At 42.6% G+C, this 20,740-nt stretch carries 21 protein-coding genes; 16 read left to right on the top strand and 5 right to left on the bottom strand.

The window, feature by feature from the left end; all coding sequences use genetic code 11:
• Nucleotides 1-127: 127 nt before the first annotated feature.
• The 15 genes from BBC0122_RS09810 to BBC0122_RS09725 all read left to right on the top strand — a co-directional run bounded on the left by BBC0122_RS09810 (nt 128) and on the right by BBC0122_RS09725 (nt 15,717).
• Nucleotides 128-343, top strand: a complete 216-nt coding sequence (locus BBC0122_RS09810; protein WP_149866685.1) for a hypothetical protein — start codon at nt 128-130, stop codon at nt 341-343.
• Nucleotides 344-345: 2 nt separating this feature from the next.
• Entirely contained in the window at nt 346-639 is a 294-nt protein-coding gene (locus BBC0122_RS09805; RefSeq protein WP_077993431.1) for a hypothetical protein, read from the top strand.
• A 268-nt stretch (nt 640-907) separates the two neighbouring features.
• Entirely contained in the window at nt 908-1,495 is a 588-nt protein-coding gene (locus BBC0122_RS09795) for a DUF3768 domain-containing protein (RefSeq protein WP_188318031.1), read from the top strand.
• Between the two features lie 11 nt (nt 1,496-1,506).
• Entirely contained in the window at nt 1,507-1,902 is a 396-nt protein-coding gene (locus BBC0122_RS09790) for a hypothetical protein (protein WP_077993425.1), read from the top strand.
• A 94-nt stretch (nt 1,903-1,996) separates the two neighbouring features.
• The gene (locus tag BBC0122_RS09785; protein ID WP_077993423.1) at nt 1,997-6,286 is read left to right on the top strand and encodes a strawberry notch family protein; all 4,290 of its coding nucleotides are present in this window, start codon (nt 1,997-1,999) and stop codon (nt 6,284-6,286) included.
• Nucleotides 6,287-7,342 (top strand): DUF7146 domain-containing protein, encoded by a 1,056-nt coding sequence (locus tag BBC0122_RS09780; protein ID WP_077993421.1) that lies wholly within the window; start codon nt 6,287-6,289, stop codon nt 7,340-7,342.
• A 569-nt stretch (nt 7,343-7,911) separates the two neighbouring features.
• Nucleotides 7,912-9,105, top strand: coding sequence for a zeta toxin family protein (locus BBC0122_RS09770; protein ID WP_077993417.1), 1,194 nt, complete (start codon nt 7,912-7,914; stop codon nt 9,103-9,105).
• Nucleotides 9,106-9,887: 782 nt separating this feature from the next.
• Complete coding sequence (locus BBC0122_RS09760; protein WP_077993414.1) at nt 9,888-10,793, top strand: DUF2493 domain-containing protein; 906 nt, start codon at nt 9,888-9,890, stop codon at nt 10,791-10,793.
• A 113-nt stretch (nt 10,794-10,906) separates the two neighbouring features.
• Entirely contained in the window at nt 10,907-11,182 is a 276-nt protein-coding gene (locus tag BBC0122_RS09755; RefSeq protein ID WP_077993412.1) for a hypothetical protein, read from the top strand.
• 13 nt (nt 11,183-11,195) lie between these two features.
• Nucleotides 11,196-11,576: a hypothetical protein gene (locus tag BBC0122_RS09750; RefSeq protein WP_077993410.1), complete on the top strand. Its 381-nt coding sequence runs from the start codon at nt 11,196-11,198 to the stop codon at nt 11,574-11,576.
• A gap of 99 nt (nt 11,577-11,675) precedes the next feature.
• The gene (locus tag BBC0122_RS09745) at nt 11,676-12,827 is read left to right on the top strand and encodes a zeta toxin family protein (protein ID WP_077993408.1); all 1,152 of its coding nucleotides are present in this window, start codon (nt 11,676-11,678) and stop codon (nt 12,825-12,827) included.
• Nucleotides 12,824-13,126, top strand: coding sequence for a hypothetical protein (locus tag BBC0122_RS09740; protein ID WP_077993406.1), 303 nt, complete (start codon nt 12,824-12,826; stop codon nt 13,124-13,126). Before BBC0122_RS09745 ends, BBC0122_RS09740 begins: the two co-directional genes overlap by 4 nt.
• Complete coding sequence (locus BBC0122_RS09735; protein WP_077993404.1) at nt 13,123-14,271, top strand: zeta toxin family protein; 1,149 nt, start codon at nt 13,123-13,125, stop codon at nt 14,269-14,271. The genes BBC0122_RS09740 and BBC0122_RS09735 overlap by 4 nt, the downstream gene beginning before the upstream one ends.
• Nucleotides 14,272-14,971: 700 nt before the next feature.
• Nucleotides 14,972-15,400 (top strand): DUF736 domain-containing protein, encoded by a 429-nt coding sequence (locus tag BBC0122_RS09730; protein ID WP_188318030.1) that lies wholly within the window; start codon nt 14,972-14,974, stop codon nt 15,398-15,400.
• 56 nt (nt 15,401-15,456) lie between these two features.
• A complete protein-coding gene (locus BBC0122_RS09725) occupies nt 15,457-15,717 on the top strand; it encodes a hypothetical protein (RefSeq protein ID WP_077993401.1) in 261 nt (86 codons plus the stop codon).
• Between the two features lie 92 nt (nt 15,718-15,809).
• Here BBC0122_RS09725 and BBC0122_RS09720 read toward each other — a convergent pair whose 3' ends face one another.
• The gene (locus BBC0122_RS09720) at nt 15,810-16,106 is read right to left on the bottom strand and encodes a CcdB family protein (RefSeq protein WP_077993400.1); all 297 of its coding nucleotides are present in this window, start codon (nt 16,104-16,106) and stop codon (nt 15,810-15,812) included.
• Nucleotides 16,106-16,339, bottom strand: coding sequence for a type II toxin-antitoxin system CcdA family antitoxin (locus BBC0122_RS09715; RefSeq protein WP_077993399.1), 234 nt, complete (start codon nt 16,337-16,339; stop codon nt 16,106-16,108). Before BBC0122_RS09715 ends, BBC0122_RS09720 begins: the two co-directional genes overlap by 1 nt.
• A 792-nt stretch (nt 16,340-17,131) precedes the next feature.
• Between BBC0122_RS09715 and BBC0122_RS09710 the strand changes: the two genes are divergently transcribed.
• Nucleotides 17,132-17,560: a DUF736 domain-containing protein gene (locus tag BBC0122_RS09710; protein WP_188318029.1), complete on the top strand. Its 429-nt coding sequence runs from the start codon at nt 17,132-17,134 to the stop codon at nt 17,558-17,560.
• Between the two features lie 63 nt (nt 17,561-17,623).
• Here BBC0122_RS09710 and BBC0122_RS09705 read toward each other — a convergent pair whose 3' ends face one another.
• The 3 genes from BBC0122_RS09705 to BBC0122_RS12885 form a co-directional block, all read right to left on the bottom strand.
• Nucleotides 17,624-17,896, bottom strand: coding sequence for a hypothetical protein (locus tag BBC0122_RS09705; protein WP_077993393.1), 273 nt, complete (start codon nt 17,894-17,896; stop codon nt 17,624-17,626).
• Nucleotide 17,897: 1 nt separating this feature from the next.
• Nucleotides 17,898-18,587, bottom strand: coding sequence for a ParA family protein (locus BBC0122_RS09700; protein WP_077993391.1), 690 nt, complete (start codon nt 18,585-18,587; stop codon nt 17,898-17,900).
• A gap of 1,499 nt (nt 18,588-20,086) precedes the next feature.
• Nucleotides 20,087-20,269 carry a hypothetical protein gene (locus tag BBC0122_RS12885; RefSeq protein WP_149866683.1) on the bottom strand — a complete coding sequence of 61 codons (183 nt, stop codon included), beginning with the start codon at nt 20,267-20,269 and terminating at the stop codon, nt 20,087-20,089.
• Between the last annotated feature and the right edge of the window lie 471 nt (nt 20,270-20,740).

The raw sequence follows: 20,740 nt of genomic DNA, 5'->3' as shown, positions 1-20,740 counted from the left end.
GTTTGCACAGATAGCGATGGCTTGTTCGGCAATATGCTTTTGTGGCGTATAAAGCTGGTTCACACAGATTAAGCAACAGCATTAAAGCACACACTTCATCCGATAAAAATTACATAGGAGAATAGATATGGCTCTATCGGAAACTTCTATGGGCGCAAGGCTCATGGAGGCATATGAACATTATGCTGAAATAGCGCAAAACAACTCTGAAAATGATGAAATACGGGACTTTGACTATGAACAAGTCAATTTGATCGATCAAGGCTTTGAAATTGATCTGCCACACGGACAACGGTTTATTGTCCGTGTCTATGACGTTTCTGAAGAAAACAACGAGGAATAAAAATGACTAAGACCGACAAAAATTTTGATGCTTGGCTCGAACGCTTTGGGCCATCCAAGATGAACGCCGAATATAGCGAGCTTTTTGAGACTTACGGCGATGACCTTAAACGTGTCAAAAAAACCAACATTAAATGTGTTTGGACGCTCGTTGAAGTGGACGATAAGCGATTTCTTATCCCCGGCTTTCATCTGGTTAATCGTCTGAATTATCTAATTGCCAGTCACCCACGCAATGAAACCGACGATGCTGAATGGGATGAAGTGCCATTTGATGAAGAAAATATGGACGAATAAAAATAGGAGGTTCATATGTCAGCAGAAGGATACTGGGGTTATCGCTGCCCACGTTGTCAGACAAGCCATTCTCTCAAAGTGCAAACGCAGCTATGGGTTCTATTGGTAAATGATGGATGGGAAGAGGATGACAATAACAATCCTACATGGTCTGCTATATCACCTATGATGTGCGAAAGCTGTCAGTTCAGGGGCAATGTTCATGAATTTCATATAAAGGATAGTGAATGGAACAATAAGTGAACAATAGATAATGAGAGATGAAAATATGAATGATATTACATCGAATTTCCACGTTCTCATAAAACACAATTACTCAGACGGGCATGCCGAATACACATTGGTAGATAGAAGCCATCATTATCCTTTAAGGCTATGGGTTATTACATGTGTCAATGGCAAGCCACCAACTGGGACACTCCATCGTGCTACCGTCAAGAATTATAGCTTTACGTTTAACCATCTTGTCCCGATGCCTAAGAAACTCACTGCAATCTTAATATCTTTATGCATCCAATATGATCAAAACAAAAATGTCGCAAAAGTTGTCGAACTCAATGACAAACTTCGAAAACACGGCATCGGCGGCAAAATACATTTCACCAGCACATTTTATAATTTACCAGATGATTTGAGATCTAAATTGCTAAAAAAGATCCGGTCTTTTGATGATTTCGACAAAGACAATGATCCATACGGTCAGCATGATTTTGCTATGGTGGAGATTGAGGACACCAAAGCATATTTTAAGATCGACTATCACAATAAAGACGATGTCAACTTTGGTTCTGCAGATCCATCCAATCCTGAAATCACCCATCGCATCATGACAATTGGACTCATGTCCGATTATTAGGAGATATTTCAATGGCAAATTATTACACTGAATTTTCTTGCACACTTGAATTACCAATAGAACACCATGAACGCGCACTTGTAATTTACAATAAGAGCCAAGACCGTGAAGGCGAGCCTTTTGAATATGGCTTCAGCGTTAAGGCAGAAACTGAAGGTACACCTTATTTATGGTTCTACGCAGATGAAAGTGGCATACCCGATTTGCTGATAGAATATATTAGCCAACTCGCCAAAGAGTTTAAACTAATTGGTCGTTGGGGATTCGCATGGTCTAATACATGTAGCAAGCCTCGTCTTGACGGGTTTGGTGGTGGCGCTTGTGTCATGAACCTAAAAACCCAGCGTATCATTAAACATATCGATTGCGCTGGATGGCTCATGAATCACTTAGAAGCAGAGCGTTAATCCAGCAGATTTTTTCCCAGCATATCACACCATGACAGTTTTACGAATAGAGGCCATTTGCGCCTCTTTTTTTCATTTTTAGGGAGTTTTAAATATGGGTTTTGCAGCACAAACAATCGATACATCCGCTATTCCAACCTATCGGAGAGCATCCGATGCCTTGTTCAACGCTGGTCAAGCCATTTTAGCCTATTTGGAACAAGGGCGAAAAGTTGAAATTAAAGACTTGCGACAAATTATGAGTGAACGCTTTGGCGGCTCAGATACTACGGGGGCATGGTCATTCAAGATGGGCTATGATGCCTGCGAAATCGCTCAAGTTTTGTTTTTACGAAAATATGGCCGGCTTCTCTTAACCAGATACATCAAGCCTGCCGTTTTCATCCACCAGATTGAAAAAATGCAGCAGCTCTTGCCGACCCATTCAGTACGATCCGATGAAAGCATTGACCTCCAGCAATTTTCAACGCCGCTCATTCTCTCTTATGCCGCAAGTCTGGCAGCAAAATTAACAACGGAAGATCTAGTCCTTGAACCTTCCGCTGGTAATGGCCTATTGGCAATTTTTGCAGAACTTTTCGGTTCGCGGTTACAACTGAATGAATATGCCGATTTGCGTAAATCGGTACTGGAGCGATTATTCCATACTTCATCCGTCACTCAATATGATGGGATTCAGATTAATGATCGTCTGCCAGCCTATATTCAGCCAAGTATTGTTCTCATCAACCCACCATTTTCCTCAATGATCAATGTCAATCGACGCATGCCTGAAGCGACCTTTGCCCATATCAATTCATCAATGGATCGCCTTTGTGAAGGAGGACGGCTTGTCGCAATTACGGGTGAAGGCTTTATTCCATCAGCGAAACAATCCGAATTCGAGACATTGAATAAAAAGGCAACCCTGCGCTGTTCAATTCTACTCGGTCGAGGCGCATTTGCCAAGCATGGCACTACTGTAAATACCCGATTGTCTATTTTCGATAAAAAACCTGATCTTGGTGCAGCAACTTTCATTGAGGCCCAATCGATTGATGACATTACTACAGCCATCAATAGCCTGCCAGATAGAGAGAAAGCCGAATTTGATCCTCAATACCGCGCAACCGTCTCATATTTGAATAAGGCAATACTGCCACTTAAACCCAGAACAGCCGCCAAAGCAGCCAATATCACTGTTACGCGAGAAGATGTTACGGAACTTCAGTATGAAACGATTGAATGGCATGCAAATGCCGAGAACTCTGGCTCTACTATTTATGAACCTTATCAGTTGCAGTCTATATCGATCAAAGGCGCCAAACCACACCCTGACAAGATTGTTCAATCGGTGGCTATGGCTTCGGTAGCACCACCCAAACCAAATTACCACCCACATACCTACCAGAAAATCATTGATGACGGTATTCTATCAGATGTTCAGCTTGAAACTATCATTTATGCCGGTGAAGCACACAGCCATTACCTTCCGGGCCATTGGTTGTTGAATGAAAACCAAGACCATCTTTCACAAATTTCAGCCGATCATCCAGAAGCTATCCAATTCAGGCAGGGCTATCAGCTTGGCGATGGAACAGGTGTCGGCAAAGGCCGTCAAGCTGCTGGTATTGTTCTCGATAATTGGTTGAAAGGCCGTCAAAAAGCCATCTGGATCTCGAAATCCGAAGCTTTGATTGAAGATGCACGCCGCGATTGGTCGGCTTTACTGATGGAACCACTGCAAATCACACCACTCTCTCGCTTTCCTTACGGCACATCTGTCAGCATTGGCGAAGGCATTCTCTATACGACTTATTCTACATTGCGGTCAGAGCAAAAAGGCAATGATGAAAAGCGTATCAACCAGATCGTTAAATGGTTCGGTAAAGACTATGATGGTGTCATCATCCTTGATGAATCCCATGCTTTGGCGAATGCTGCTCCTGTTAAGAACGAACAACGAGAGGCTCATGCGTCACAACAAGGCCGTGTTGGACTATTGCTGCAACGCCTGTTGCCTAATGCGCGCATTGTCTATCTATCGGCCACCAGTGCAACGGATGTTATCAATCTAGCCTATGCTGAACGCCTTGGGCTTTGGGGCAATGCCAACTTCCCGTTCCATAACCGTGTAGAATTTGTGACTATGTTGGATGATGCTGGTGTGGCTGGCAAAGAGGTCTTTGCACGCGATTTGAAAATGCTTGGTCTTTATAATGCACGTTCTCTTTCCTATGAGGGCGTTGAATATGAAACTGTTGACCACACACTCACAGATAACCAGATCGAAATATATGACACCTATGCCGAAGCTTTTCAGGTCATCCATAACAATCTGACAGACGCGCTCGAAGCAACCAATATCAGCAGAGACGGTTCATCACTAGCGCGCAATGCTATGTCATCCGCACGTTCTGCCTTCGAGTCTACCAAACAGCGATTTTTCAACCATCTCATTATCTCCATGGCAACGCCAACACTCATTAAATCGATCAAGCAAAAGCTGAAAGAAGGTTTTGCGCCAGTCATACAAATCATTTCGACTGGTGAAGCTGTACAGGAACGACGTCTCGCAGAAATACCACCATCACAATGGAATGATCTGCAGGTTGATGTAACACCGCGAGAATACGTCCTGCAATATCTTCGTCATGCCTTTCCGGTTCAGCTCCATGAGATTTATGAAGATGAGAACAAAGAAATCCGATCTAAACCAGCCTATGACGAAAATAATAATGCCGTCATTAACCAACAGGCAGTTAAAATGCGTGATGATCTGCTTATCACAGTTGCGAGCTTGCCTGCTGTTCCATGTGCATTAGACCAGATCATTCAATATTTCGGCACAGATGAAGTGGCCGAGATTACCGGTCGCAGCCGCCGTATAATTCGCGAAGGTGACGTTTTGAAGGTGCAATCAAGACCAGCGCTTGCCAATCTAGCAGAGACAGATGCTTTTATGAGCGGCAAAAAGCGTATTCTTGTATTTAGTGAAGCCGGCGGCACAGGTCGAAGTTATCACGCCGATAAAAATTGTAAGAACCAGCTACGTCGCTATCATTATCTACTTGAACCCGGTTGGCGAGCGGATGTGGCAATTCAGGGGCTTGGCCGAACGCATAGAACCAATCAGAAACATCCGCCAGTATTTGCACCTGTTGTCACCAACGTCAAAGCCCAAAAGCGCTTCATTTCTACGATTTCGCGTCGTCTTGATACGCTCGGCGCCATTTCAAAAGGCCAACGCCAAACTGCAGGTCAAGGATTGTTTCGTCCTGAAGATAATCTGGAAAGCTCATTTGCGACTGCTGCGCTTTATCAACTTTACCTCATGCTCGCTGAAGATAAAGTCATTGGTTGTAATTATGAAACCTTTAAATCCATTACCGGACTAAAACTCAAAGAAGGTGGAACAATTAAGCAAGACCTGCCGCGTATTCAGACCTTTCTTAACCGTCTTCTAGCTCTCAAAATTCATATGCAGGATCTTCTCTTCGGCGAGCTTGAAAAATTACTCATTGCTAAAGTTGAAGGTGCAAAGGCTGCTGGAAACTACGATCAGGGCACAGAATATATGCGTGGTGAGAGTTTCCGCATTCTCGAAGATGTCAGTTATGCAAAACACGCACGAACCGGTGCCATCACCAGAGTTCTCACAATTGAGCGTAAAATCCGAAACAAAGCGATTTCGCTCAATGATATTCTGTCTGAGCATCACCGTATCCCAAGCAAGTTGGTACTCAATAAAAAATCAGGTCATGCAGCTTTGCTAATGTCAGCTCCGACAATTATGCTCGACAACGGGGATATTGTTGAACGTGTAATGTTGCAGCGACCGACCTCTAGAGACTATTTTTCGAAAAACCAGTTTAAAGATACCTATTGGGAAGAATATTGTCAGGAAGAATTTTGTATTGCTTGGGAAGACGAAATCCAGCAGCTACCGGAATATAACACCGATCAATTCAAAATTGTGACTGGATTACTTTTACCAGTTTGGAAAGATCTTCCTTCACAACACAAAAGAATTTTCCTATTGCAAACTGATAATAATGAACGTATTATCGGAAGAAGAGTCCCAGTTACATGGGCATCGTCTCATTCAAATATGACGAACCTGAATCCCGATCAGGTATTTAAAGAAATCCAAGACGGAAATTTGAAATTAAACTTGGCTGACGATTTGGAAGTCAATCGCGTTCGTTTTATGCACGAATATCGAATTGAAGTTCTAAACCATCTCCCATCAATGCAGGATCGACTGCGTGCCATTGGCCTCTTTTCTGAGATCAAGGATTCAAGGCGCCGTCTTTTCATTCCAAATGATCACTGTGGTCCCAAAATTCTACAAGAACTCCTAAAAGCCTATCCAGTCGTCAGCACCACAACAAAAGGTGCGTGAATGAAAAAAGATCTGAATGAAATAAGGCGCCAGCTTACGGTGAATATCGAAGCTGTGTGTCGGCGTTATTTGAGTGCTGGCAAAAAACAAGGCCGTTATTGGCTAGTCGGCGATATAAATAATTCAAAAGGACAATCTTTAAGTGTTAGATTGTCTGATCAATGCCCTGATAAAATTGGCCGTTGGGTAGATTTTGCTACTGGCGAATATGGTGATGTCATCGATTTGATTGCAAAATCAACTGGAACGACATCATTCATGGATACTTTAGATCGTATAGAAAGTTTTCTTACAACTACACGATACGCTGAAATTAGTATCGCCTCAACAAACAATAGAAGAAATCTTAATAAGACGGATACTGCTAAACGACTTTACGCTGCGACGACTTCTATTAGAGGATCAATTGCCGAAAAGTACCTGTCGAACCGCAAAATAAAAAAACTATACGATGGCCAACCATTACGATTTATGTCCAACTGTTTTTATCGAACGGAAACGGGTGAACAGATATCAATGCCGGCATTAGTTGCAGGTATAACCGACCTTACAGGTATGATTACCGGCATCCAGCGCACCTACTTAACACCCGATGGCCATAAGGATCAAACCTTATCCAGCAATGTCAAGTCTTTGGGGCGTATTTCAGGTCAGGCAGTCCGTTTTGGTAGGGCTAAAAATATTCTGCTCGTTGGAGAAGGGATCGAGACGGTTCTATCCTTAAAGCAAGTGATGCACCAATTACCAATGGCTGCATGCCTATCCGCCAATCACTTGAGTCTTTTCAGAATACCAAGACTAGTGAAACATTTGATTATTGCTCAAGATAATGATGAGGCAGGATTTAAGGCAGCCAAAAAGCTACAAGCGAAGGCTGAATCCTTTGGTATCTCTGTCACAATCATAACGCCTCAAAATGATGATTTTAACACAGATTTAATGACCATGGGTGAGCGTAGCTTGCGCTCATCGTTAGCTGAAGTCGGTATTCTAAGTCTTGTTAAACACATGTACGCGATCAGCGAAAATCAACTTGAAGCCGGAGTAAGCAAATGATTTGTACAGAAAGCCTTTTGCAAAACAACGCACTTGCTGATTTTTCGATTGAAATTAAAACAGCATTATATGCACTGACCTGAAACAGGTGCGCGTATTAGTGAGATTTTGAATCTTTCATATGAGAACATTCATTTGGATCACGAAATTCCTCACATAGAAATTTGTGAAAATGAGACATGGAAACCTAAGTGCGCCGGTGACACTCGCATCATACCGCTGGTTGGTGCCGCTCTTCATGCTTATCAGCTAATGCCGAGTGGTCATCGTGGCGTTTTCAAAAAACCGGATTTATTTGTAAACAATGTCAATAAATGTCTTGCCAAAAAAGGTCTTATAGAAAAAACAGACTCTATTAGGTCACTTCGCAAACAATATGAAACAAGGCTGCGTGAGGCATATGTTAAAGACAGCCTCATTCATTCAATAACACGTATACCTCCTCCTATATACACTCCATGCGGATTAAGCCTGCATGAAAGGCAGATGAAGAAGGCGCCTTTAATCTATCTAAAAATTTCCCAGTTTTGCATGAACAAAATCAAACTTGACTTCACGGAACTAATGCCATGCTAATAGATGGTACATTAAACTTTTTCCAAACAAGTCAGAAAGAACTTGACCGTATATTTGAAACAAAAATAGTACCAGGTTCAGAGTTTTATGCCGATCGGCAAGGACGCGGCACAACGGTAACAATGGTGGCCGGCCAATCTGGTTCTGGTAAGAGTGATCATATTGCTAACCTTATTATGTCTGCTGAGTCACATACGGTTGTAACCGATTATCACTTGCTTAAAAGTCTGGTGCCAAATATTGAAAAGACGTTTGGCTATGCTCTTAATGGCACGCATCAATATCATACAAACGAAATCATAAATACATGGTCTCGCAAGCTTTTCGCTCACGCACTGGATAATGATGCTCAATATATCGAGAAAACTAACAACGCCCATAATATAAAAGATTTTCTGGTCTATCAGATATATGATGGTCATCAGCTTGATGTGTCGTATACAGCAGATAGTTGGCCTGGTCCATTAAATGTCAGTTTACATATGATGGCACTTAACCATAGGAGCAGCAGAATTAACGCCATGGAGCGCTACGGTAAAACGGAAGATAAAACGTTTGCAGATGTGATCAGGTTTCATGATGCTCTTGATTTAAAGCATGTTGCGAATTGTCAAAATGGATTGCTATCTGCCGATTTGTTACACACTGTCTCAACGATCAAAGTCATCCGACCAGATGGATCAGAAATATATAAATCAGAAACGCAGTCTCCGAATTGGTCAGAATCACTACCTGATGGACGCTTAAAAATAGACAAAGCTCCTGATGGCTATTCTATCTATATGCTGGCAACACAAGGCAGTATGAAGCCCGATATTGCCAGTCAAAAATATGAAAATTACTCACAAAATAATGAAATCCTCAATTATTATATCAATAGATCTGACGCATTAGACATTATCGGTGAAAATAAAGCCTATTTTGAAATGGGTGCCCATAATTACAATCCTTTGAATGAAAACAGTTCATCCAACCAACAAGGCGCGCTAAGTTGGCTCCAATATTTGAACATAGACATCAAAAAACAAATAGCGCACTCACAAGACGATATGCAGTCAGTTGCCGCAAATGTTTTCAACGAAGACATTAACAACCTTGTTCATCGCAATCTTGAAAATTCCAATCCTTACCACAACAGGCACGCCAACTCTGATTCACAGTCACAACAAATCAGCAACAAACGATAATATTCGCCCCGCACTTAAGTCTGTATCGTGACAGTTAATTTTAACATCAGGCTTTTGGCATTTGTTACGCCTTTTGCTCTTGGCGATCATTACCCCATTCGTCATCTTGTCTGCCATCACTTAGATGACTAAGCCCAACCCTAATTTTTCAAACGACTGTTGATTTTTTCATCATATAATCACTCTTAAACCAACATGCACTTACCATGCCGACATTCCAATTAGCTGAATCGGCTCTTATATGCTCTTCCTCAATTCTCTGATCTGATTTTTTATCATTCGTGCATGGTATTCTTGCATCTAGAAAAATCCTTCCCCAAAGCTTCGCAGAATAACCCCACGCGCTTATCAAGACAGTAACTATATGCTGGATCATGCAAAAGATCGACGTTGCAACTATCGCTGTGCGCCATACCACAGATCACGGCGAAGCGCTAAAAAGAGTGACCATAAAATGAATGGCCAAAAGGGAAGAATGAGCATTTTAAAATAAAGCTAAATGTTTCTCATCAAAAAGGCACAAGGCGGCCCATAAAAAGCTGCATTTACAACAGGTTTTCGGCTAGTCAACAGGTTGCCAGCTGATAATTTTTTTCACTTATCAAGCAATTCTGACCGGGAAACCACTAAAGTTGGTTTCCCTGAATTGCTATAAAAATGAGAAAAAAATGGCTGCCACCTGTCAATGCCCAAGCGCAAGCGCTTGTGTGACAAGCCTTTTGAACCTGTTGTGGGCAGCTTGAAGAGGGCCGCAAAGGTGCCTCTGCAAGAAAGGAAACATCATGCAACATTTTGAAGAAAATGCCCAAACTTCACCAATGCACCATACGATTGAAATGATGTCACTCTATGGTTATCGCCCTTTCGCTGACGAGCCTGATGGTCGCCCCGTACCCGATGAAAATGCACTTGCCGGTTCTGTTGCCGATATCTTCGACGCAATAGCAGTTCCATTGATGAATACGCGCATGGAAGATGATATCCAACCGATCGCTTATTCTATCGTGAACGCTTTTCACTATATGCTGACACGAGTTGGTCGCGAAATCGATAAAAACGTCATTGACCAGAAGATATCTCGCGAAGAGCAAGACGGCTCTGAGGTCAAGTCAGGCGAATTGGAAAAACTCGTTGCTGAAGGCCTGACAATGGTTGAACGCCAAAGTGCTTTCGAACTCATGCGCGAACAAGCGGCTTATCACTTTGAAAAATTGACCGGCTCTGCATGGTATCCGCGTTCTGGCTCTAAGACAGCATCGAAGAAGCTCACTGCCGCCATTATCGACAGCCGCGATTTTGAAGCTGCGCGAAAGAGCGAATTTAGCAAAAATCACGTTCCAGAAGGCCCAAAAATTGTGCTTGTCGGCGGTACAACCTATGAGAACCATCGTAAAATCTTTGAAGTACTCGATGAAGTGAAGAGCCATTATCCAGACATGGTTCTTGTCCATGGGGGTGCTGACCGTGGAGCTGAGCGAATTGCTGCCAACTGGGCTTCGTCTCGTGATGTCACACAGATCGCGGCTAAGCCCAACTGGAAAATCGGTAAATCCGCACCTTTTAAACGCAACGAGTATCTCTTTACACTAGAACCATCTCGCGTGTTGGTTTTTGCCGGTACATATGTTCACACACAAGTCTATGAAACAGCCTGTCAAAATAACGTACCACATGCTTATTATAGCTAAAATGATTGAAGCGTCTGCCATTTGGCAGGCGCTTTATTCAATTATATATTCTATAATCAAAGTCGTATATGACTTGATTTTTTCACATTCTTCTTATATGTAAGGAAAAGGTTATGAGATTACCTGTTCTAATATCGATTATGTCGTCAGTCTTACTCGCGACACCTGCATTTTCCCAAAAAGATTGTGGTGCAGCTGGTGACGGTTGTGAACCAGTTCTATATCAAAAGTTTATGGCGATTGCAGCTCAATCATTTCCTGATTGGCCAGAAGTCGCCTATCGCACTTATGCTAGTGCCTGTTACGACTCGACAGATAGCCATGTGCGTGAACTTTGTACAAAAGATCCTAAAAAAGCCGCTGAGGTGCTGAATCTCCTACCTGACTAAAAGGAGATATACAATGAAATCATTTATATTACTGATGCTATTGATTGCATCATGGATGGCTGTTTGCGCGCCGGCATCGGCGAATGATTATTTTCATTCAGCGAACGGCACCTATCCGAGCCAGATTCAGGCTCAAGATGCCTATGATAAAGCTAAGCGTGATAATACTGTGCAATTTGTTAATTGGCTTGGGGTGAGACCTGAGCCAATGGATATTCGTCTGTTTGCTTGTAAAGATGGGTATTATAGCCATTTGTCTTTTCAGACATATTCATCAAAAAACTATATCACATGCAAAGTGGCATTTCTTGATGGATGGAGTAAAAAAGTCTTTTCCGAAACGATTAATTTCCGTCGAATTAAATCCAACAGCTGGGAATTTATGATCCCATAAAAACAATCAGTAAACCGCGCAAATTCTAATATCGTTGACCATTTCAAAAATTTATTTTTAATCTTAAAATCTATTGCGCCTTATCAAAGGCTTTAGACAATGAGCATTGATCTCGATTATTTTGGTATGAATTATACCGATATCCGTACAATTTTTGATAACAGCATAGTTCCGCCAAAAGACCCGTCCCATATGTCACGGCCCAAAAAGCCGACTCTTACCATTCTTGGTGGACAACCAGGCAGTGGCAAATCGACATTTATCCATTCGCAGGATCTGTTAAATAGTGATGAGCGAACAATTATCGTTAATCAGGATGACATGCCGCATTTCATTCCCAATTTTACAGAAAAGTTTCAAAATAATCCCACGCGCGCTATGCTGCATGCAGAACCTATTACACAAATCTGGCAATACTCGCTTTTCGATCATGCAATGGCTCAAAAAGCCAATGTCATCTATGAAATGCGTGATCCATATCATCTTCCAGCGGCATTGACAGTTGCCAAGATTGCCGGTTTTGATACCAAGCTGTCCATTCTTTCTACAAACCAGATAGAAAGCCAGATTGCGAGTTATGAAAAATTTGAAAGAATATTGCAATCTAATGTTTGCACGACCAATATCTATAACGAGAATGATTACCAGCGCCATGCGTATTCATGGCATAATGCCATCCTTGGCGTAGAAGTCGAAAAAGCCGTAGATCATCTTTCTGTAATAAGACGCGATGGTGCTATTCTTTACGAAAACGCTCTCAATCAAGACAATAATTGGCAAAAAGATTTAGCCGGTTATGAGGTTTTGGTGCTGGAGCAACACAGATCACTATCACCATACGAAAGCCGTGATCTTAACCAGCGCGCCAATAATCTGATAAATAGCGAGGTTATTATAGAGTCGCATTATTTTGATAAACCTACATTTATATCATCTATGCGGAATCACATAGCTCATATCGATAGCGAAGCCAGCCAATTTGAACTTCTTAAGGATTCGCCACATAACACTTTGACGGCTGGCAAAGAATGGTTGGAAAACTTTCGTCAGACAATAGATCGTCAATCAGGTTTTTCAAACCAGATTGTTGAAAATGCATATATTCATAACCATGTTGGCGATCGTGTTGAACGATTCATTGATCGTGTTGAAAATCATGTTAGCACGCGCATTAATGAGCAGATTCAACAAAGAAATGCACAATTACCAAAACAAATGGATCATGATCAATATAAAGGACTTTCATTGTGAAAATCGATAATAGATTAGGCGAAGAACTTGGGCTTGTTGGCCATTTTGAAAAAGTGCCAGCCTACCAAATCATCAATGACACATATGCTAAACTCAATGGCCTCAATGCCAGATTAACTGATTTTCGGCACAACATGCCGGCTCTGGCGCAATCAGATATGTACGCAGATATCAACAAGCGTGCGATCAATGTTTCTCAAACATTCTTCGCCGGCGTAGATGCAGTCCATGCCGCAGAAATCTTCGACGAGATTGAAGCCATTTTAGGTGAGATCAATAAGCTCGATGGTCGCTCATGAAAATTAGCGATCTTGATGAAGAGCAACTACAGGCAATATTCCGTGAGCAAGTAGCGCCAAGGTTTTCAGCTACAGGGCCAGCACTTGAAGCGCCTAAACTGACTATTGTCGGAGGCCAACAGGGCAGCGGCAAGACTACAGTCGTCAACCAGTTAATGGCTGAGATTGAAAACAAACCTTCCACCCAGCGCGTTGTTGTTGATGATCTGCTTTATTTTGTGCCCGGATATCCAGAAGCAGCACGCCAAGACGTTCTGGCCGCCCAACAAAATGTTGGCGATGTGCCGGATGTTCTAGGCGAAGCGCTCCTGTCTCATGCCTTTGAAAACCGGCATAATATTATTCTCGAACTGGCTAATCCCAATGCCATTGAAAGTTTCTACTTTGAGGCGGCCGAGCAAGGCTATGAAGTTGACTTGCGTCTTGTTGCAACCAGACAAGCAGATAGCTGGACAGGTGTTCTCAATCGCTTTGATCGCTCGCTTGACGATGAAAACAGCCTTATCCATTTCTTTGAAAAAGAACAGCACGATAAGACCTATTCTGAATGGCCCAATGCTGTTCTTCAGGCCGAGCGTTCGCATATGATTGATGAAATCAGCGTTGTGCGACGAGACAACGAGCTATTGTTTCAAAATAAGCGTGGCGAGAAGAAAACCTCCATTAACTGGCTTTATCCGGTCGGTGCTTACGAAGTCTTTATGCTGGAGCGTAATCGCGGTATGACTATGAGCGAAGACAGGCATTTGCAGGAAGCTTGGGCCAAACTGATTACAAGCCGACGCCTGGCTAATAATCGCGCTACAAAAGATCTGCATCTGGCCGATGACTGGAAGGCGCTCCAGCAAACCACCTCTTTCTTTAATGTCCTGCAGCCATCGCCTCACAATAAGCCTGAACAAGCAGAAAAATGGCTTAAAAACATGCGTAAAGACATGATCAATCACATGCAGGCTGATAATCGCATACAGGACGATGAAAGTCGGCAACGCGTGTGGACATTCACGGATGCTGTTAACACAAGAGCTAACGAACTGGTTCAACAACTTGCCAATGATCAAACAAACGCTGACAGTACACCTTCCATTGACGTGAATGAAAAACAAAAACAGCAAAAATTTACGATTAGAAGATTCACATCTTGAATGACATTACTCCATTACCCCCTCCCAGCTATTTCAACATCAAGCCAGTGTGATCGGAGCGCTTCAGAGCCTTTTATAGGCCGTTATGCTATCCAAGCACCAGCGCACCATTCACCTCTATGGTCTTAATCTAGTAAGCCAGCAGGACGATTGCATTTGGCCGTCACCTTATGCTGACCTGATACCTTATCTCTGATCGCAGCCATTGACCTTCGACCGACAACAAATGAGATCATTCAGGAACAAATGATATTGCCATCGAGAAATGACATCTGCGGTCTTTGTCTGTGCGATCCATATGACATGGCCGATCTGTTCATTATTGGCAAAGAACATCCGATGGGCAGTTGCTTGGCTTTGTAGCCATGCAGTATGAACCAAGATTAGGTGATGAAAACAATAACAACGAGATCCAACCTAGTCTGTTCAATAAGCCGGCACGAGTTCCGTGCAACCATATAAGCTCTCCTAAAAGCTGGCAGAACCACTCCCTGTTATGAATGATGACTAGCCCCGCCTGTCTCCCAGTCCACCTCCATCTTATTTTTTTTCCCCGCCCTAATGGGCTCCTCGCGCAACAAAAAAAATCGCGCTGGAGGCACTCCACTGCGTTTCGTCCCGATGGGGGACAGGGAGCCATATAGCGGTGCTTTGGGTCATCATACAGGGAATGGTCCCTGCAGTCTCAAGGAGAACTACAATGGCTTCAATCGGTACACTCAAGCAGGTTAAAGAAAACAAATTCGAAGGTCGTCTGCTTTTTGCAACTTTCCGCCAACCAATTCCGGTCTCAATGCATCGCGTGAACAAAGTCAGCGACAATGCCCCAGACTTCCGCATGATTGCCAAGAATGGCACAGAAGTCGGTGCCGCATGGATCAAGCAGAACAAGCAAACCGGCAAAGAGTACATCTCGGTATCTATCTCCATCCCTGAATTGAACTCTGTTGTTTACGGTACTCTCGGCAAAATGTCCGAGCAAAACGATGACAGCCTTTTCAGCATCATCTGGAACCAGCCCAATTCTGCAATCCCAAGCAATTATCTGGATCAGAGCGATTACGGTGCCGGTGACTTTGGTGGCTCGCAGAGCTCATACGATCAAGATCACGTTGACGCTTACAACTAATCAAACCCCAAGGCCTTCTGGATAACCGGAAGGCCTTTTTCAATGGAGTAAGGACAATGTTTTCAAATCTTCATAGTCGTAAATTTGGTGCAGATTTAGTCGATCAAGCAACCGAAGCCTATTTAGGTGGTATTTCAGACAGTGAATATTGGGATGAGATTGATGAAAACGGTGATGTCGTACCGGTATTTGCTGACGATCCGTGGAGTGATTTCGATGAGCTTATTGATCAGATACTTCACGATGATGAGGCGCTATCCTATATTGGCAGCCGAAACCGCAATGACGTTTTAAATTATTTTTCCAAAAACCATTAAACACTGAATACCTAATAAGCCTCTTCTGAATTGAAGGGGCTTTTTTATTGCCAGTGCTATCAGTATCTGGTCTCGATATTGAATTTTTTGATCTAAAATCCCTGAAAAGCCGTATCTAAGGCACGGGTAATTTCATCGTGTGAAGGAGATAAATTGGTCACAAAATCTTGCAAATCCTTGATTGGCACTGATGATATGAACTGGGTCAGCATAACATAGCGCTCCCCACCGATTTTAAATATCGGATTAAGCCGACCTGCCGGTTTTGGTGCTTCATCATAAAGGACAAGAGGCACAACAATTTTTGTTTTCAAACTATTGAGTAAATCAGCCTGGACTATTAGGAAAAATATTTTATCGTGGCCTTTATAAACGTCAAATCTTACCATTAGAATTGCCTGTATCGAGCTAAAGGCAATCCATGTTTTTCGACATATTCATTAGAGCTTTCTAAAGCTGCCGCATTCTCTCTTTTCCAACGCTCGGCTTTTTCATGCGCTAAGGCCTTTATAATTCCATCTTCGGCAGCCTTCGACATATTTATTTTCATAGAACGAGCTTCTTTTAAAACCTCTTCACTCAGCGATAGATTGACTGGTTTTTTCAATTGTGCTGCAACCATAGGAATCTCCAAAATAATCCGTATGAAACATGCACATAAATATAGTTGCAGTTTGTTTTTATTTCAAGCTCTGATAAGTGGATGTCACATTATCGGATAGACCATTAAACCTCGTCTGGTTATTATAGCGTGGACCTATTTGAGTGATAGAGATCATCAATAGCAAATCACTGGACGTTATGCTATCCAAGCACCAGCGCATCATTCATCTCTATGATCTTTGTCCAGCGAGGCGGCTGGCTGATTGCATTTGGCCGTCACCTTATGCTGGCTTGAAGGAAATCGTTGATTGCAACTATTGACCTGAGACCAGCAACAATTGAGTTCATTCATGAACAAATGATATTGCCATCGAGAAATGATATCTGCGGTCTTTGTCTATGCTATCCTTAAGGCATGGCCGATCTGTTCATTATTGGCAGAGAACATCCGATAGGCAGTTGCTTGGCTTTGTAGCCATGCAGTATGAACCAAGATTAGGTGGTGGAAACAATAACAACGAGATCCAACCTAGTCTATTCAATAAGCCGGCACGAGTTCCGTGCAACCATATAAGCTCACCTAAAAGCTGGCAGAACCACTCCCTGTTATGAATGATGACTAGCCCCGCCTGTCTCCCAGTCCACCTCCATCTTATTTTTTTTCCCCGCCCTAATGGGCTCCTCGCGCAACAAAAAAAATCGCGCTGGAGGCACTCCACTGCGTTTCGTCCCGATGGGGGACAGGGAGCCATATAGCGGTGCTTTGGGTCATCATACAGGGAATGGTCCCTGCAGATTAAGGAGAATTAAAATGGCTTCAATCGGTACACTCAAGCAGGTTAAAGAAAACAAATTCGAAGGTCGTCTGTTGTTTGCAACTTTCCGCCAACCAATCCCGGTCTCAATGCACCGTGTGAACAAAGTCAGCGATAATGCCCCAGACTTCCGCATGATTGCCAAGAATGGCACAGAAGTTGGTGCCGCATGGATCAAGCAGAACAAGCAAACCGGCAAAGAGTACATCTCGGTTTCCATCTCAATCCCTGAATTGAACTCCGTCGTTTATGGAACTCTCGGCAGAATGTCCGATCAGCCCGATGAAAACCTTTACAGCATCATCTGGAACCAGCCCAATTCCGCAATCCCAAGCAATTATCTGGATCAGAACGACTATGGTGCCGATAACTTTGGCGGCTCTCAGAGCTCATACGATCAAGATCACGTTGACGCTTACAACTAATCAAACCCCAAGGCCTTCTGGATAACCGGAAGGCCTTTTTTGTTGTCTAGGCCTTACACTCGCTCACTCGAGCGGGTGTTTTTTTATGTATTGTCTTACGGATTCCTCGATTATTTCCCTCATCGATTTACCAGCGTAAATTGAGTAAAGTTTCAGTTGCAAATGAAACTCACGATTTATTTCTAACGACATTTTTATGGGTGTGGCTTTGCCCTTTATTAATTTCGCTGCTTTTCTTTTTAGATTTTTCTCTGATGGTGCAATAGTAATATCGTTCTGTAGTTTTGTGCTAACCTCGTTGATGGCACCACCCAAAATCTCTTCAAGTTCGTTCATGTCAATTCCCCTTACTATTCATGATTGCTAGGATTTCGTCTGTATAGGCCTTGTGCTCAGTCTTGGCTTTCAACATTTGGTCGGTGTTGTCTGGTGTTTGTGGTATAAACCCTGTCTTCAACAGCATGTTAGAATAAGCCATTCGACGCCATAGCAGTGTTTCGGCAGCTTTCACTTTCATTAATTCGGCGATTTCAAATCGTTTGGCCACATAAGGATGATTTATCTCAGTCGCTGTGATACGATTATTCGATATAACCATAAGAGGGTCTATATCTTCATTTTCCTGCCTTATCGTATCTAAGAGGACAAAAGTATTCTTAAGGCCTGTCCAGTCATCATGCGTTGTGGCCCAAGGTAAAATAATAAGGTCCGAAACCTTTGCTATCGGTAATAACATGCCTGTAGCTGCCCCTTGTAGGTCAATCAGTACATAATCGACTTTGCCTTTCAGGCTTTGCACCAAAGGTTCCACAGTTCTAATCTCATCGATTTCCCGTGCTACGACATTATCGGTCTGCTCTCCGCGCTTTTCTGCGTTCTTGAGCCAATGCACACAACTCAATTGAGGATCTGTGTCCAGAATTACAACTCTACAGCCATTAAAAGCTAGTTGCGCGGCAAGAATTCGTATTGTGGTGGATTTTCCTGAGCCGCCTTTGGTTGACACGGCTGATATGATTGAAGTCATGAATCATCTCTTTTCCATACGCTTCATTTTTTAGGAAAAGAGGATCAAGGAATTGTTGGTTCTTAGGAAATAATTTGAAGCTATTAAATTTAAAAATAGGATGACACCAACAAAAATTTTCTACATCAAAAAAATGATATTTGCAAGCCTGCAGTTAGGGGCTCACCCGTTTATAGTTGTCATGTAAAACAGCAAACCTGCAGTTAGAGGCTCACCCGTTCGTAGTTGTCATGTAAAACAGCAAACCTGCAGTTAGAGGCTCACCCGTTTATAGTTGCCATGCAGAACCGCAAACCTGCAGTTAGAGGCTCACCCGTTTGCAGTTGCTATGCAGAACCGCAAACCTGCAGTTAGAGGCTCACCCGTTTGCAGTTGGTATGCAAATCCGCAAACCAGCAGATAGAGGCTCACCTGTTTGCGATTGCTATGCAGAACCGCAAACCTGCAGTTAGAGGCTCACCTGTTTGCGATTGCTATGCAGAACCGCAAACCTGCAGTTAGAGGCTCACCTGTTTGCAGTTGCTATGCAGATCCGCAAACCAGTAGTTAGAGGCTCACCTGAATGCTATTTTCGCTGTCTCTATAAGTACGGTTATGAAGTTATGCGGATAAACAGCACCAAATTCTCCAAAAAATAAACGGTAAAATCACTCAATTTTTGATGTTGGGGAGCCTGTGGATAACGTTTTGTAGCAGGATACGCATTTTGTAGCTACAGCCGCTGCGCGCTGCTACAAAATGCTGGCCGCTCTGAGCGCGGCAATCCTGCTTCGTGCAAAAAGCACGAAGAACAACGGTAAGTTATCCTAAAATACATCATTTCTCTATATGAGTATGATTTGACCAGAGATGTCGGCAGATTTTTATCTGCTGTAAAGTGAAATAAAATACGTCGATAATTTGTCGAAAAATAATGACAATTGACGTTTTAGATAAAACATAAATCTCCAGCACATAACGATCATTATGAGAAGCTGTGCGGTAAAAAACATTCTAAAGATGAATGGGGATGGCAAGTGTTATATTGCTTGAACCATTTCGGCAGGAAATTGATAACGCTTTACGCGTCCGGTGTCGGATGAAACTCGATATAATTACGCTTGAATGTTTTGGCAAAAACCACGGCCATCCAGTTTGATTACGGTGATCTGACCGGCGATATTTAGACTCAATGCTATTATCGTTCATCAGTTTTTTGATGCCTACAGGATTAAAGCAGGAGCCATTCAATGGTATGTGGCAATCTGCTAATAAGGCCAAAACGATATTCCACCGCAACAATCACAGATCCTGAATGTCCTTGCTTTTGATGTCTTATCTTATCGCCACATGCTCCAAAGTCTCACGGTCACAGCAATCAAGCGCAAAGGCAATATTCACAGTCTTGCGCCCAAAACCTTGGTATGTCGTTAGCAATCACGAAGCCGTCCGAACACCAACAAAAATAGGATTGCTCAGCGCCGTCCTTACCCTCATGATTGCGCGTGACGCCATTGTCATTATGGCGTTAATGACTGTTTGTCTTTCATACGCTTGGCAATATTGGAACATGAAGCGGCCAATGTTTCGATTATGTCGCTCATCGTAAACCGCCCCTTCGATGATCTTGGGGATATAACATCAGCAGTGATGACAGCGAGCGCAAGTTCTATTTTTTTATTGTGTTCCCACTTCAAGGGCATATTTGAGAATTTCAGCTTTCATATTTATTTTTCACTAATTTAAAAATAATTTTGTAACGACTTGTCGCACCACTTTTATGCTGATAGTACCAACAAGCTTCATCTAAATTCTTAAAAAAAACAATAAGAAGAAAATAATTCCAAATTTAAGAATTAACATAAAATTATTTTCCATAGGATCTAGGTTTAATCCATTTTTTCCTATTACAATCCGATTCTGTGTTACAAAACACTATCTTACCCAACTTCATAAAAACAATTATCAGATCATTTATTCAAATACTCTATTAAGTGTCATGGTAGTCGAGAATGATCTATTTTTTAAGGCTTTATAGCATTTCAATGAGTTTAATCATTTTGAACTCATTATCATTGATTAGCTACACCTTTTCGATGCCCTTGAAACCGGATTTATCAAAAACCCATACAAGCTATGAAAACCGTGCATTGCTTGACATGCGCCCAGATCCA

Source organism: Ditibartonella choladocola, assembly GCF_002007565.1.
Taxonomy (GTDB): domain Bacteria; phylum Pseudomonadota; class Alphaproteobacteria; order Rhizobiales; family Rhizobiaceae; genus Bartonella; species Bartonella choladocola.
This window is presented reverse-complemented; position numbering and strand designations above follow the sequence as displayed.